The following is a 13,842-nucleotide window of genomic DNA, read 5'->3' as shown; positions in this document are numbered from 1 at the left end:
GCGATCGGCAATAGCTGATGACTGATAAATTTTTAATAATGAATTATGAATTTCCTGTTCCCTGTTTCCCGTTCCCCGTTCCCTGATCAATGACTCTAAGGCGATAGGCGTTGTATCATCCAGCTACCCTCTTCTGTACGTTGATAGAGCAACCGATCATGTAACCGACTTGGACGCCCCTGCCAAAACTCAATGGCGACAGGAATTAATCGAAATCCTCCCCAGTGAGGTGGACGGGGTATGGTTTTAGTCTCATACTCTTTTTTAAGCTGTTGTAATCGTTGCTCCAGTACCTCTCGGCTGTCAATCACCTGACTTTGCTCAGATGCCCAAGCCCCCAGTTGAGAGTCTTGGGGACGGCTATGAAAATAAGCATCTGACTTCTCAGCCGACACCTGCTCAATCTGTCCCTCAATCCGCACTTGTCGTTCTAGCTGAGTCCACCAAAAGGCGATCGCACCCCAAGGATTTGCCAATAACTGCTGTCCCTTGTGACTTTTGTAGTTTGTATAGAAGACAAACCCCCGCTCATCGTATCCTTTAAGCAGTACCATTCGCGCCGACGGTTTCCCATCAGGTGTTGCCGTCGCCAGAGTCATCGCATTGGGTTCTGGCAACTTCGCGGCTACCGCTTGGTCAAACCATACGGTAAATTGCTCGAATGGATTGGGATGAGCATCTGTTTTATTTAACCGTTGTAGGCTGTACTCTTGCCGCAAATCGGCGATGCTTTTACTCATCGTATACCTCGTGAGACTCCGGCTAAGAGCGAAGCAAGCCGGAGAGGGATAGAGGTCAAATCTTGCCACATCGAGTAGCAAGATTTGACAATCCAGTTGAAGGCACGACAATTAACCCCGTGCTTCGCTGCAACAACTGGACTTTTTTGGCGCTAAACTGCCCTAGTCGCTTCCAGTTTTTATCGGAAACAGAAACTTGTTTCTCTGTGTCTCCAGAACACCAGCCTATGTAAACCTTTCCTGCTTTTTGGGCTACAACCTTGTCTCCCTTTCTGAAGCCATGGCGGGTAACTGTACCACCATATTTGCGTCGTACATCACCTTTAGATGGGACACACAGATGTAATTGTCTACGGCTAATTGGTGGTCTACGGACTATTGCAAAGGGTGCAGGTGTAATCTGAACATCACCATACCAGTTGCCATATTTAGCCTGATTAGAGTGCCATTCTCGCCATTGGGTGAACTCAAACGCCGCCAAGGTTACACCGTCAACAGCGTGTGTGCCTGGTGTCTGATTGGCTTTGTCTTTTTTGTCCTTGGGCAGTTCTAACCATTTTCTGAGCTGGCTAGTTCCGTTACCGTCCCTCTGCCATCCCTTGTGAATTGTAACAGGGGCTAGTTCAGACAACCAAGTCAGCATTTGTCGCTGACCCACCATGACCGGAGAGAACCCAACCCCAGACTTTGCCGACTTACGCCCACTGGTTCTGTCAACGTCTAGCGCGGCTAGGTTGGGTTGGCATTAAAGGTTTGCCTGACTTCGATAAAACTGGTACTCGTAACATAGCGATAAGCCTCCGAGTAAAGTATTTATATTGAGCGACTTGTATCGAGCGAAGTCGAGATAAGTCGAAATGTAGTCCCTTCCCGCCATCTCGGTTAAGATGTCTTAACTTAACAACAACCCGACAAAGGGTTTTAGAGGTGTCTGGACTAGGGAAACATCCAGAGGTCTGTACCAAACCGAGACTCTATGCGGTATTCAACGTTTAATTGCCGTTTGTCCGGCAATCCCTAACAGAGGAGCGATAGCTAGGTTAGGGTTGTTGAATTTCTCAATTTTTGCTCCAGACAAAAGGTTTTAGCATCTCTTGCTAAAATTATCAAGACACTGTAGACTGAAAGGCTAGCCGAATGCGACAACTCAATTTTCTGCTCATCTTTGCTGTATGTTTAGCGTTAGTTCTATTTAGCTTGCAAAACACGCAGCCCACGTCGATTCAAATTATTGAAGGCATTGATGTTGAGGCTCCTCTAGCCCTAGAACTGATTATAGCCATGGGTCTAGGTTCTGTATTGGCATGGCTTTTTAGTGTTTGGGCGCAGCTACAGCGACAGCTAGAGTCCTGGAAAGCCGCTCGTCAGATCCGAGCGAAAGAGGAACGCATTGAAGAATTAGAGCAAGACATGGAACGGTATAAGGCAGAAGTCGAAGAACACCAATTACCCGCACTATCGGCATCTGAAACGGTAACAGAAGGTACTATCGTTGAGCAAGGGTGAATAGATTTTGGGGCAATGTGAGAGTGTTAACCCTTCACTTCTCCTTCATTTCGTTTGAGGACATGGTTCGAGGGCATGGTGCGTGAGTTAACTTCCCCTGCTTCCCCTGCTTCCCCTGCTCCCCCTGCTTCCCCTGCTTCCCCTGCTCCCCCTGCTTCCCCTGCTTCCCCTGCTTCCCCTGCTCCCCCTATCTCTGATGAGACAAACGCCTGCTACCGAAGCGATCGCGCTATTAATTGACCTAGCCCAACGTGGAGAAATCGATCCCTGGGATGTTCAGGTGATTGAAGTGATTGATCGCTATCTCAGTAGTCTCCCCTGGGGGAACGATGCTCAACTCAATCCCCATGACACCGATTTGTCCCAATCCGGACAAGCTTTTTTATGGGCGTCAATGCTTGTCTTACTCAAAGCAGACACGCTACAACGTTTAGAGGAACCCGAAGAACCGGAATTCAGCGACATCGAAGCGGAAATCGAACCCACGAATGAACCGCGCTTACCCTTATATTTGGAACGCCATATCCGTCGTCGCACGGCGGCACCCCCGCCCAAAAAACGCCCCGTCACCCTAAACGAGTTGATCGAGCAATTACAGCAAATGGCAGATCAACTCGAAGCCACCCCCACACCCATTCGCTCCACCCGCCGCCAATCTCTATCACGAGGACAAGCAGCACAAGCTATCACCCAGCTAGCTCACGATGAAAATCTAACCGACATTGCTAAACGCCTAGAACAGTTTATTTCCGGTCATTGGCATGAAATAGCAGCAGGAAAAGATTGGCTGAATCTAGAGCAATTGCTAGAGTGGTGGACGGTATCACCAACAGTATCGACGAATGACAATCGCCCAAGGGCTGTTGATACCACTAAACCCCTAGTCAGCGATCGAGTCGGTGTGTTTTGGGCGCTGCTCCTGTTATCGGCTCAGTCTAAGGTGGAATTATCCCAAGAGGAATTCTACCAAGACTTAAAAATCCGGACGCTGGGGTAAATCAATCAGGGGTGTTATCTGGGATTCCGATTGGCAGCTTAATCGGCTGTTCAACACTTGACAGAATGCACCAATACCAGTCGAACGAACCGCATCTTGCCGTTTTGCCTCTTGGCTTCAGGCAAGAGCATTCAGATACTTATGTATAGGGTATGTAGCCTCCTACATACTTACCCAGGTCAGTGGTGCATAGTGATTGATTAGGTATCGGTAGTCACTCAAACTTTTGTGAACCTACCCCTTTGTCACCTGATCTCTGTCATTTTTCCCGGTATATAGGATGAGTCTTGACAACGGTTCAAAGTCCTTAAGGGCAACCACTGAGCATCAGACTCTATTGACCAACTTGAACATTTGTGGCATAGCTTGAGGAAGATAATTTTATGAAAGCCATGATTCTGGCAGCCGGTAAGGGGACTCGGGTTCGCCCCATTACCTACACCATTCCCAAACCATTGATTCCCATCCTGCAAAAACCTGTAATGGAGTTTTTATTAGAACTTCTAAGGCAGCATGGTTTTGAGCAAGTTGTGGTTAACGTCTCTCACTTAGCTCATGAAATTGAAGGCTACTTCCGGGACGGTCAACGATTTGGTGTCGAAATTACCTATTCATTTGAAGGTCGAATTATCGATGGTCAACTGGTTGGAGAAGCCTTGGGTTCTGCCGGTGGCATGCGTAAGATCCAAGACTTTTATCCCTTTTTTGACGACACCTTTGTTGTCCTTTGCGGGGATGCTCTGATTGATCTTGATCTGTCTGCTGCTGTCAAGTGGCATAAAGAAAAAGGTTCTGTGGCTACGATTGTGACCAAACCCGTGCCGCGAGAGCGAGTCTCTAGCTATGGTGTGGTGGTGACTGACGAAAGCGGTCGGATTAAAACTTTCCAGGAAAAACCCTCGGTAGAAGAAGCTCTCAGCACCAATATCAATACGGGCATTTATATTTTTGAACCCGAAGTCTTAGATTATATTCCATCTGGTCAGGAATATGACATCGGTGGCGATTTATTTCCCAAATTAGTGGAAATGGATGCGCCCTTTTATGCCGTATCAATGGATTTCCAGTGGGTGGACATTGGCAAAGTTCCCGACTATTGGCATGCGGTTCGGGGTGTTTTGACGGGAGACATCAAAAATGTCTCGATTCCCGGTAAACAAGTTGCTCCCGGTGTTTACACCGGATTAAATGTGGCGGTCAATTGGGATAAAGTGGATGTCAAAGGACCGGTTTACATTGGCGGTATGACCCATATTGAAGATGGAGCGAAAATTATTGGTCCATCGATGATTGGTCCGAATTGCTGGATCTGTAAAGGCGCAACGGTTGATAACAGCGTTATTTTTGAATATTCCCGCTTGGGTGCAGGCGTTCGCTTAGTCGATAAGCTGGTTTTTGGACGTTACTGCGTTGATAAGACGGGTGCAACAATTGACGTGCAAGCGGCTGCCCTCGATTGGCTGATTACGGATACCCGCCAGACACCTCCATCCCAAGATCCTGAAGAAAAGCAAGCGATTGATGAAATTCTTCTAGGTCAAAATGGTTAGTCCATAACCTCTGAGTTGCTCACCCAACCATCCCTGTTGCTGGTTGGGTGGGCAATTCCACCGTATTTAGGGTCGGCTCGGCTGAATAGGTATTGTGGTGGGGTTAGGGAGGGGGGAGCTGGGGGCAACTTCTCGCTAAGAAGACAGATAAGTATAACTACTCAGACTCTTCTGGTAGTTTTGCAGCAACCGTTGGGATTCTGCCAAGGTAATGCTATTGTCTCGTAGAGCTTGTTCGGTGCGACGACGAATGCTTTCAACTAAGTCCTCAGCGTCGTACTGAACATAACTCAATACTTCTGTTATGGTATCTCCCTTAACCAGATGCTCAATTTCATAGCCTCTGGGTGCGAGTCGAATATGGACAGTATTGGTGTTGCCAAACAGGTTGTGTAAATTGCCCATAATTTCTTGGTAAGCTCCGACTAAAAATAAGCCGAGGTAATAGGGTTCTCTGGTTTGAGGATGAGAGGTTGTTCCTGATTCCTCTAGAACAGTCGATTGAGTGTCCTTATCCGTAAACTCCCCGCCGCTACCCTGGTTTTCCTGTACTTTCGCTTTTCTTAACGGATGCAGTTCCAGCACGGATTTAACATCCCGCAGGTCAATAAACTGGTTAATTTTGCCGTCACTGTCACAGGTCAAATCGGCTAAGATCCCTCGACAGGTGGGTTCCTCATTCAGCCGATGGATAGGCATAATCGGAAAGAGTTGGTTCATTGCCCAGGAATCGGGAACTGATTGAAAGACCGATAAGTTGACGTAATAAATTGACGCCATAATTTTTTCTATGTCTTCGAGATCGTCAGGTACATAGTCCTGAGTCCTAACAATGTTGAGAATTTTCTCACAGCACGCCCAGTACAATTGTTCGGCTCTAGCCCGTTGAGTCAGGCTGAGATAACCGAGATTGAAGAGGCTTTTGGCTTCTTCATTAAATTGAATAGCGTCGTGGTAAGCTTCTTGGTAATTTTCGACAGTGATATTTCCGTAAGTTTCCCAGAGGTTACGGATAATCAGATGTTCGTTCTGGTGAGCAGGTGCAGGTTCTCCAGAGAGAACATCGCTGGTATTGAGGACATCAAAGATGAGTACGGATTGATGAGAGGCGATCGCACGACCACTTTCACTAATTAACACCGGGGCGGGAATCTGGCGGGCTTCACAGGCTTCCTTCACCTCGGCAACGATATCGTTGGCATAATTCTGCATGTTGTAATTTTTCGAGGCGTGGAAGTTGGTTTTAGAGCCGTCATAATCAATGGCTAAACCACCCCCCACATCCAGATAGTTCATATTAGCGCCCAAGGCACGCAGCTCGACATAGATTTGACTGGCTTCTCGAATCGCATCTTTAATCACGCTAATCGCAGAGGTTTGAGAGCCAATATGAAAGTGCAATAACTGCAAGGCGTTGAGCAATCCAGCATCCCGGAGTTGATTGACACCCGAAAGGATCTCCGGAAGCGTCAGACCAAACTTAGCGCGATCGCCTGTGGATTCTCCCCAACGCCCACTCCCTTTTGTACTCAGTTTGGCTCGTACACCGACTATCGGCTCAATACCGAGTTTTGCCGAAATGTCAATCACAAGCTGGACTTCTTCGAGTTGCTCAATCACAATAATCGGTTTTTGTCCCAACCGCATGGATAGCAGTGCCGTTTCGATATATTCTCGGTCTTTGTGACCATTACAGATAAGCAGAGCGCCATCGGTTTTTAAGGTGGCTAGTGCAATCATCAGTTCCGGTTTAGACCCCGCTTCTAAGCCAAACTGATAAGGGTGTCCAACCTGCACCAACTCTTCGACCAGATGTCGGTGCTGATTACACTTGACCGGATACACCCCCTGGTAACGACCGGGGTAATTATAGCGAGCGATCGCCTTGGCAAAACAGGCATTTAAGCGCTCAATGCGATCGGCGAGGATATCGGAAAAGCGAATTAATAACGGGAGTTCCAGATTACGTCCTTTGAGCGCTTCGACTAATTCAAACAAATCCAGGGAACCGCCGCGATCGCCTTTGGGGGAAACCGTCACATGACCGACGGCGTTAATCGAAAAGTAGGGTTCTCCCCATCCCTGAATCCGATAAAGTTTCTCACTCTCCTCAATCGTCCAAGTTGGGCGTGATGATCTGCCATGAGGTAAGCGAGTGTGAGCAGGAATATCCGGGTGATGCGGTTGCTGCTTTTGCTCGCGAATGCTAATTGTAGATGTTAGCTCTCCTGTCATATCTGTTCGATCACCCTTTAAATTACGCCTTGCGATTGTTAATGCTAGCGCATCTCGGTAATGGCATTGAGAGGATTTTTGTCATGTTGTCCAAGAAACCATGTTAAAATTCCTTCAGCATAGTGGTTTCTCTACTCTCAAGGCGCAAAGCGTCACGTTTTCAAGTTGATCCTGACTGTAAAGGGCGTCAATGCTCAATTCATCTGACCATTCTTCCGAACAGCACAATTACCCACAGGTATTACAGCAGCTCGTTAACAGGTATCCCTTTGTCTTTTGGGGAACAATCTGGGGCTTTCTCGTCTTGATTGGCACTGTGGCAGCAGTTGGTTTACTCAATCCTGGGCGGATTGAGTCAGATAAATCTGTGCCGAAACCTTTGGTCTCAACGATTTTGGAATCAACCGCAAGACAGACACCCTTATCGAACTCTCCGATAACCTCCTCGCCAGAAAACTCTTCACCAAAAGAAGGTTTACCCCTTACTTTATTTTTGGGTCTAGCCTTTGGTTGTGCCGCCGGTTCTTGGTTAGTCACTCAGGCGTTTAGGCAATCTACTCAACGTCGTCAAGTTATCAAACCGTCTAAACCAACCCGGCGCAAAAAACGGCGACGCCCCGTAAATCACAGTCAAGTTTCCCAACCCCCACAATCGGAGGAGAAGAAACAAACAATCCAGACGTTGGACTCTCCCCAGCCCGTTGCTTATGATTCAGACACTGAAGTAACCGTCGTACCTGATCAAGAAAAAAATCCCTTAGATCAGGAGGAACAGAGTCTTGCCGAAATGCTGGATTTACGCAAACGTGAGTCTCTAGCGTCGATAATGCGGCGAAGTTTGTCTACAGGGCGAGACATTTCTCTGAGTCAAACATCAAGTTATTTAAATAACAAATAAATTCTGGATTATCCATTAGAATTTTCTGTTCCCTGTTCCCTGTTCCCTGTTCCCTGTTCCCTGTTCCCCGAAATGATAAAGGACAAATGACACCCCTTATACGTGGGATGAGCTTAATTGAGCTAGACTCCAATCGGGTCTTAAGTTTTTTGCTTGACGCAGATAAGGGTGATAAATCTCGGTTTGGCTCACTGGGGTATTAATGTGGATGAGGCATCGGATACAGCGTTCCAGGCTTCCTTCTACATGCATTTGCTGGAGATCGAGTAATGCTACATTATCCCAATTAGGACGTTCACGAGCGATCGCGGCAGGAAAAATCGTATCCAAATCCCGTGTCGTTGTAAAGATTACACTGATCATTTCCTCGTGGTCGATCTGATTATGGGTTTCTATCTCATCTAAAAGTTCTGTTACAGCATCTCGAATTGCTGCAACCGTATTTTCTGACACCGTTGTTGCCCCACGAATCGCTCGAACACGCCACTCCACTGTTAATATCCTCCTAAAAAGTTTTGAGTTTTGACCCTTCGCTTCGCTCAAGGGAATCTGGTTTGTAGGGGCGGGTTTAGGGATTTTCGCGCCAGCTATTGATGGTAACCTTTGTACAAAACCCGCCCTGACTAGGTTTTGAGCTTTGACCCTTCACAACCTTCGAGGGCATGGTGCGTGAGTCAACTCTTTTATCTTCCCTGCACCACCGTTGTCCCACTCTCCTGCTAAACCCCTAAGGTCGATAGAGCCAAAGCGGTTGACCACTGGTCGATAGTTCAAATTCTAACCAATTTATCCCTGCCGATAACCCAGAGTTCATCCGACCCGTATTGCCAGGAATCAAACGACTCAAGAGGCGCTTAGGTTCCTCAATCGTCTCACATTTTGTTTTCTCTGGGTCAAGACCCACCAGTTCGGCTGCCCAGCGACGGGCATCTTCCTCCGTTCCGAGGCGATCAACCACCCCTAAATCCAAGGCTTGCTGACCCGTAAAAATTCGACCATCAGCAAAGCTTCTCACCGTTTCCACCGCCAGGTTTCGTGCTTCAGCAACGGTTTGCACGAACTGCTGATAACTCGTATCAATCATCTCTTGCAGAATCGTCTTTTCGGGGTCAGTGAGTTCGCGGTCAAACCCCAGAATATCTTTGTAGGGACCCGATTTAACAACTTTGAAGGAAACCCCAATCTTATCCAAGAGGCGTTCTAGATTATTACCGCGCAGGATAACGCCAATGCTTCCTGTAATCGTACCGGGGTTGGTCACGATCTGTTCAGCTCCCATACCAACGTAAACTCCCCCAGAGGCGGAGATATTCCCAAAACTGGCAATAATTTTCACCTTCTCCCGCAGGCGCATTAAGGCGCTGTAGATTTCCTGAGAGTCACCAACGGTGCCGCCAGGACTGTCAATTCGCAACAGTAAGGCAGGAAATTTCTTTTCTTCCACGGTTTTGAGCGCGTCTAGTACCCGTTGGCGAGTATTACCAGCAATCAAACCCGTGATTTCGATGCGAGCAATTTGTTTACGCGATTTAGGCTTAAAGGGCCAGGGCATATCGTTTCAAAAATGAGGGATGTAGACACGAAGCGGTGTCCCGCCACGTTAAATACGTTAGCCTGCGTGAGAACCGCTATATTACTTTACCAGTTTGCACGATCTCAGACTTTTTGTCCGAATCATGTTTTCAGCACAGACCTGTCGAATGACGAAGGACGAAGGACAAAGGACAATAACCCATGACATTTTTGTCTCGTATGCTTAACATAAAGTAAAAATTTAGTACAATCTATGTAAAGAATCGTAAAAAAATATATCGGGTTGATCCCCAGCGTTGATAATAAACACGATCTTATGCAGCTCAAAATAACCAACCAATCTCCTTTTGCCCCCTTACTCTTGATTGCACCGTTTTTCCTGTGGGGGACGGCGATGGTCGCGATGAAAGGTGTCATTCCCGATACAACTCCTCTATTTATGGCAGGAGTGCGTTTAGTCCCTGCTGGAGTGCTTATCCTAATTGCCGCGTCGATGATGGGGCGTCCTCAGCCTAAAGGGTGGGCAGCTTGGTTATGGATTAGCCTGTTTGCGTTGATAGATGGTGCTTTATTTCAAGGATTTTTAGCCGAGGGCTTAGTGCGAACCGGGGCTGGCTTAGGTTCGGTGATGATTGATTCTCAGCCTTTAGCTGTCGCCTTACTGTCAGGTTGGCTTTTTGGTGAAATTATTGGTCTGTGGGGTGGCATAGGACTGGCAATTGGTATTGTGGGCATCAGTTTGATTGGGTTGCCCGATGCCTGGATTTTGAGCCTGCTCCATGGCAATATGGCAACGGTGGAATTGAGTTGGCAGCATCTGTTTCAAAATGGGGAATGGCTGATGTTACTGGCGTCCCTGTCGATGGCTGTGGGAACGGTACTGATTGGCTTTATCTGTCGATATGCCGATCCGATTGTGGCGACAGGTTGGCATCTGATTTTAGGCGGATTACCCTTGTTTGCGCTGTCGGGTATGTGGGAATCTCAACAGTGGGTGAATATTGACTTAAGTGGCTGGATGGCACTGGCTTACTCAACAATATTTGGTAGTGCGATCGCCTATGGGTTATTCTTCTATTTTGCCTCTAAGGGGAATCTTACCAGTCTCAGTGCTTTGACGTTTCTGACTCCTGTGTTTGCTCTGCTATTTGGCAATCTGTTTTTAGGGGAAGTCTTAAGTTCCCTGCAATGGGTAGGCGTCAGTTTGACGTTAGTGAGTATCTATTTGATTAATCAGCGTCAGGAAATTGCTCAGGGATTAACATCATTCCGCCAAGCCTGGACGAGTGTCAATCAAACGGTTACCGCCGAACCCTTAACGACGAGCGATCGCATTATCCGCAGCTTGAAGGCGATGGGGTTAATTGCTTTACCGATCAAACTCCAGGATTCTGAAGTAGAAGGATTACCCCGCTAACCTATTTCAGCTTAGGAGTACGTCACAAGTAAGGATCTGAGCTATCTTGGAGTGAGACTACAATAGGCAAACTATCATGGCAAACCCTTCAAGTTCCTAATTTCCCTATGACTTGCCATCGCTCCCCCGTACTTCTAGCTGCCTACATGACCTGCCTGGGCGGGTTTATGGGCATTGGTTCTTTTGTGGGATTAAATCCTGCGATCGCCCATTCTTCGGTTAACCTATCCCAACCCCTACTCCTCGCCCAATCCCCTAAAGGCATTGAGGAATTACCCCTGCAAGTGGGTAGTCGAGGCGAAACCGTGCAAGCCTTACAGACTCGGCTGAAAAAGCTAGGCTACTATGAGGGCGATACTGATGGCGTCTATGGAGACACTACCAGGCTAGCCGTTATTGAATTTCAAGAGTCAATCGATCTCAACGCTGATGGTGTTGTTGGTTTAACAACATGGACTAAGCTGCAAGCAGCGGCGGCGGAAGTTCCTGAACCTGATAATTCTCCGGCGGAAGTAGAAAACGCCCAGGAGGACAACCAAAATGCTGAAAAAGCTCAATCCAACAGCAAGCGCAAGCAACTCTTGTGGATACTCGCAGGTTTGTCTGGAACCTTAGTCGTATTTGGTGGAGGCTTATTCTTTTTAATCAAGGTATTGGATAGTCCCAAAAAAGGGCAAGCCTCTGCCAAAGCCGAGGATTCTCCGCCCTCTTCCCCTCCAGAGGAACCGGAACCGCCCATGGTAATATCGAGTAACAATAGGCTAGACTCATCACCCGCCGAATCGGTTGACACCCCAATTCCTCCCTCTGAATCCTATACCAACGGGTACAATCCTTCAGCGTTGAGTGTTACTGATTCCCCATCGATTAAACCGCCATCCCATGTTGAACCCTCAACTAACGCCGCACTCACGAAACCGAAGCATCGGCTGGCGAAGAAAAATGGAGTGAATCAATTAATTAAAGATTTACAAGACTCTAATCCAGCCAAACGACGCAAAGCAATTTGGGAACTAGCACAACGGGGAGATTCCAGGGCGGTACAACCATTGGTGAATCTAATGCTAGAGTCTGATTCTCAACAGCGCAGCTTAATTGTAGAGGCGCTATCCCAAATTGGCATGAAGACACTCAAACCGATGAATCGGGCGTTAGCGCTTTCCCTACAGGATGATAATCCCCAAGTGCGTAAAAACGCGATTCGGGATGTGACCTTGATGTATGAATTAGTGGCACAAATTAGTCAGTTATTATCCTATGCCTTAGATGATCCGGAGGCTGATGTTCAGGAAACAGCGCGTTGGGCATTGAGTCAGCTAGAACGAATTCGCACACCTGCAACCGTGAATAGTTTACCTCCTTCCCATAGTCCCCTCAGTTTTTCGGAAAATCAGCTTAAAGAACCGCCCATGTTTGAATAGGATTTTCGAGGAGCGATCGCGTCAGTATTAGAGTCATTTATACAACTTAAGGGGAATCAAGCCTCTATCATCCCATGCAAGAGGAGGCGATTGAAATCGCTGCTACACAAACCAAGTCCGCCTGCGCGGACTGGGTGATAACAAGGGTACTTAACCCGAATTTAGTATAAGTCAAAATGAATTAGAATTACCGAAAAGAAACTGTAGGGGCGCATGGCGTGCGCCCTATTCAATGTTAAAATCTACTCCACAATTTTAGCTGTGCCACGCCAGTAGGTTGGGTTGAACGGAGTGAAACCCAACAGATTTTTATTGGGGTTCGTCTCTCGACCAAAATTTTCGAGTCAACCCCCTATATGTGGTGTCAGGTACAGTTTTCTAAGCAAGATCCCCGACTTATCCAAGAAGTCGGGGATCTGTCTGTGTACCTCACTTACACGCCATCGCGCTGTATGAAGCTTATGTGAAGTAACGTCCTCACCTGACGCGGAACTCTCTGATAAGTTTTTTTGATAGTTAAAACGTATTTATGGTGTTTTCAGGCGATAAGATTTTGACAATAATTACTTAATCACAATAAAGCTATTTTTATATTAAGTATCATTTAACTCGTTTTCCCTCTATCAAAGCTTTAGCGCATTTATTAAGTTAATTTACATTGTAATAAATATTTACAAATACAGCATTTCTCAGTCTAGTGAGGTACAGTAGCAACAATGAGTAAACCATCCTTTGATGTCATCTAAAGAAACTTGGCTAAATGCTTTTTCTATCGCTTTGGCTAAGTCCGGATATGTCCTGGCTTCCATAGCTCGCAGTATCGATTTAATTTTTGAGAAGCAATTTTCAATCGGGGAAAAATCTGGAGAATAGGGAGGTAAATAAATCAGTGTTGCTCCTGCCTCCTGAATTAATGATTCAATCCTTTTTCCCAGATGGATAGAGCAGTTGTCAAGAATGACACAGGCTCCAGACCAAAGATACGGCACTAATTTACGAGCGATAAAGGCTTCAAAAGTGAGACCATCAATAGCACCTAGAAGACTTACTTGAGTGACAACACCTTGTAATCAAGGGAGCGCTAATGATAGAAACATTTTTCCCCCTTGTCTGAGGTCTCTTACCGTGGGAAGAGCTGACCTTTAGGCGAACGAGCCGACAAGCGAGTTAAAGCCAGATTGACCCCTGATTCATCAATAAAGACCAGGTTCTCGGCTATAAAGCCTTGAACCAGTTGCCAAAACTCTACCCGCTTGTTCTGGGTGCGTTCAGTTTCTTTCTCATCGGCGTGGAACGTTTTTTTTTAACAGTGATATTTAATTTTTTGAGCATTCTATCGACGGTCGTGCTTCGCCACTCCAAACCGCTTGGCTAGACGCCGTTGTGAAATCGGTTCACTTTCGTAGATATCGATAATTTTCTGGGTCTTCCGGACTTAGTGTGCTAAACTATCAGTTTTAATAGCCAAAGAGCAAGCTAAATAAGGACTGTAGCCTCTAAGCTACTAAAAACGACTTGAAATCCGGGTCTAAATGGTTGAAGCTC

11 protein-coding genes and 1 pseudogene are annotated in these 13,842 nt (G+C 46.8%); 6 read left to right on the top strand and 6 right to left on the bottom strand.

The features are described 5' to 3' along the window. Positions 1–95: 95 nt before the first annotated feature. Together pdxH and MC7420_RS15535 are read right to left on the bottom strand one after the other, a co-directional pair. Complete coding sequence (gene pdxH, locus MC7420_RS15540; RefSeq protein WP_006101561.1) at positions 96–740, bottom strand: pyridoxamine 5'-phosphate oxidase; 645 nt, start codon at positions 738–740, stop codon at positions 96–98. Between the two features lie 55 nt (positions 741–795). Continuing rightward, positions 796–1,461, bottom strand: a pseudogene (locus MC7420_RS15535) (hypothetical protein); the annotation flags it as partial. 416 nt (positions 1,462–1,877) lie between these two features. Between MC7420_RS15535 and MC7420_RS15530 the strand changes: the two are divergent. The 3 genes from MC7420_RS15530 to MC7420_RS15520 all read left to right on the top strand — a co-directional run bounded on the left by MC7420_RS15530 (position 1,878) and on the right by MC7420_RS15520 (position 4,793). Further along, positions 1,878–2,246, top strand: a complete 369-nt coding sequence (locus MC7420_RS15530; protein ID WP_006101442.1) for a LapA family protein — start codon at positions 1,878–1,880, stop codon at positions 2,244–2,246. Positions 2,247–2,442: 196 nt separating this feature from the next. After that, a complete protein-coding gene (locus tag MC7420_RS15525; protein ID WP_006101577.1) occupies positions 2,443–3,243 on the top strand; it encodes a segregation/condensation protein A in 801 nt (266 codons plus the stop codon). Positions 3,244–3,626: 383 nt separating this feature from the next. After that, positions 3,627–4,793 (top strand): sugar phosphate nucleotidyltransferase, encoded by a 1,167-nt coding sequence (locus MC7420_RS15520; RefSeq protein ID WP_006101514.1) that lies wholly within the window; start codon positions 3,627–3,629, stop codon positions 4,791–4,793. A 135-nt stretch (positions 4,794–4,928) separates the two neighbouring features. Here MC7420_RS15520 and speA read toward each other — a convergent pair whose 3' ends face one another. After that, entirely contained in the window at positions 4,929–7,028 is a 2,100-nt protein-coding gene (gene speA / locus MC7420_RS15515; protein WP_006101594.1) for a biosynthetic arginine decarboxylase, read from the bottom strand. Between the two features lie 190 nt (positions 7,029–7,218). On the opposite strand from speA, the gene MC7420_RS15510 reads away from it, so the two are divergent. Continuing rightward, positions 7,219–7,926, top strand: coding sequence for a hypothetical protein (locus tag MC7420_RS15510; protein ID WP_006101578.1), 708 nt, complete (start codon positions 7,219–7,221; stop codon positions 7,924–7,926). Between the two features lie 96 nt (positions 7,927–8,022). On the opposite strand, the gene aroH is transcribed toward MC7420_RS15510, so the two are convergent. Beyond that, positions 8,023–8,418, bottom strand: a complete 396-nt coding sequence (gene aroH, locus MC7420_RS15505; protein WP_006101418.1) for a chorismate mutase — start codon at positions 8,416–8,418, stop codon at positions 8,023–8,025. A 235-nt stretch (positions 8,419–8,653) separates the two neighbouring features. Continuing rightward, positions 8,654–9,478 carry a signal peptide peptidase SppA gene (gene sppA, locus MC7420_RS15500; protein WP_006101454.1) on the bottom strand — a complete coding sequence of 275 codons (825 nt, stop codon included), beginning with the start codon at positions 9,476–9,478 and terminating at the stop codon, positions 8,654–8,656. Positions 9,479–9,775: 297 nt separating this feature from the next. On the opposite strand from sppA, the gene MC7420_RS15495 reads away from it, so the two are divergent. Further along, on the top strand, positions 9,776–10,876 hold the full coding sequence (locus MC7420_RS15495; RefSeq protein ID WP_006101365.1) for a DMT family transporter: 1,101 nt from the start codon (positions 9,776–9,778) through the stop codon (positions 10,874–10,876). A 107-nt stretch (positions 10,877–10,983) separates the two neighbouring features. Next, complete coding sequence (locus tag MC7420_RS42550) at positions 10,984–12,297, top strand: peptidoglycan-binding protein (protein ID WP_083799036.1); 1,314 nt, start codon at positions 10,984–10,986, stop codon at positions 12,295–12,297. A gap of 689 nt (positions 12,298–12,986) precedes the next feature. On the opposite strand, the gene MC7420_RS44100 is transcribed toward MC7420_RS42550, so the two are convergent. Next, positions 12,987–13,286, bottom strand: coding sequence for a transposase (locus tag MC7420_RS44100; protein ID WP_006101559.1), 300 nt, complete (start codon positions 13,284–13,286; stop codon positions 12,987–12,989). Positions 13,287–13,842: the final 556 nt, after the last annotated feature.

The sequence above is a fragment of the Coleofasciculus chthonoplastes PCC 7420 genome (genome assembly GCF_000155555.1).
GTDB classification, from domain to species: Bacteria; Cyanobacteriota; Cyanobacteriia; order Cyanobacteriales; family Coleofasciculaceae; genus Coleofasciculus; species Coleofasciculus chthonoplastes_A.
The sequence above is the reverse complement of the archived record's forward strand: the minus strand, read 5'-3'. Positions and strand labels throughout refer to the sequence as shown.

What these genes read in the sequence shown, in the direction of transcription:
- MC7420_RS15530 (WP_006101442.1), top strand. Translation starts at nt 1,878, where the DNA reads ATGCGACAACTCAATTTTCTGCTCATCTTTGCTGTATGTTTAGCGTTA.
- sppA (WP_006101454.1), bottom strand. Translation starts at nt 9,478, where the DNA reads ATGCCCTGGCCCTTTAAGCCTAAATCGCGTAAACAAATTGCTCGCATC.
- MC7420_RS15520 (WP_006101514.1), top strand. Translation starts at nt 3,627, where the DNA reads ATGAAAGCCATGATTCTGGCAGCCGGTAAGGGGACTCGGGTTCGCCCC.
- MC7420_RS42550 (WP_083799036.1), top strand. Translation starts at nt 10,984, where the DNA reads ATGACTTGCCATCGCTCCCCCGTACTTCTAGCTGCCTACATGACCTGC.
- pdxH (WP_006101561.1), bottom strand. Translation starts at nt 740, where the DNA reads ATGAGTAAAAGCATCGCCGATTTGCGGCAAGAGTACAGCCTACAACGG.
- MC7420_RS15525 (WP_006101577.1), top strand. Translation starts at nt 2,443, where the DNA reads ATGAGACAAACGCCTGCTACCGAAGCGATCGCGCTATTAATTGACCTA.
- MC7420_RS15510 (WP_006101578.1), top strand. Translation starts at nt 7,219, where the DNA reads ATGCTCAATTCATCTGACCATTCTTCCGAACAGCACAATTACCCACAG.
- MC7420_RS15495 (WP_006101365.1), top strand. Translation starts at nt 9,776, where the DNA reads ATGCAGCTCAAAATAACCAACCAATCTCCTTTTGCCCCCTTACTCTTG.
- speA (WP_006101594.1), bottom strand. Translation starts at nt 7,028, where the DNA reads ATGACAGGAGAGCTAACATCTACAATTAGCATTCGCGAGCAAAAGCAG.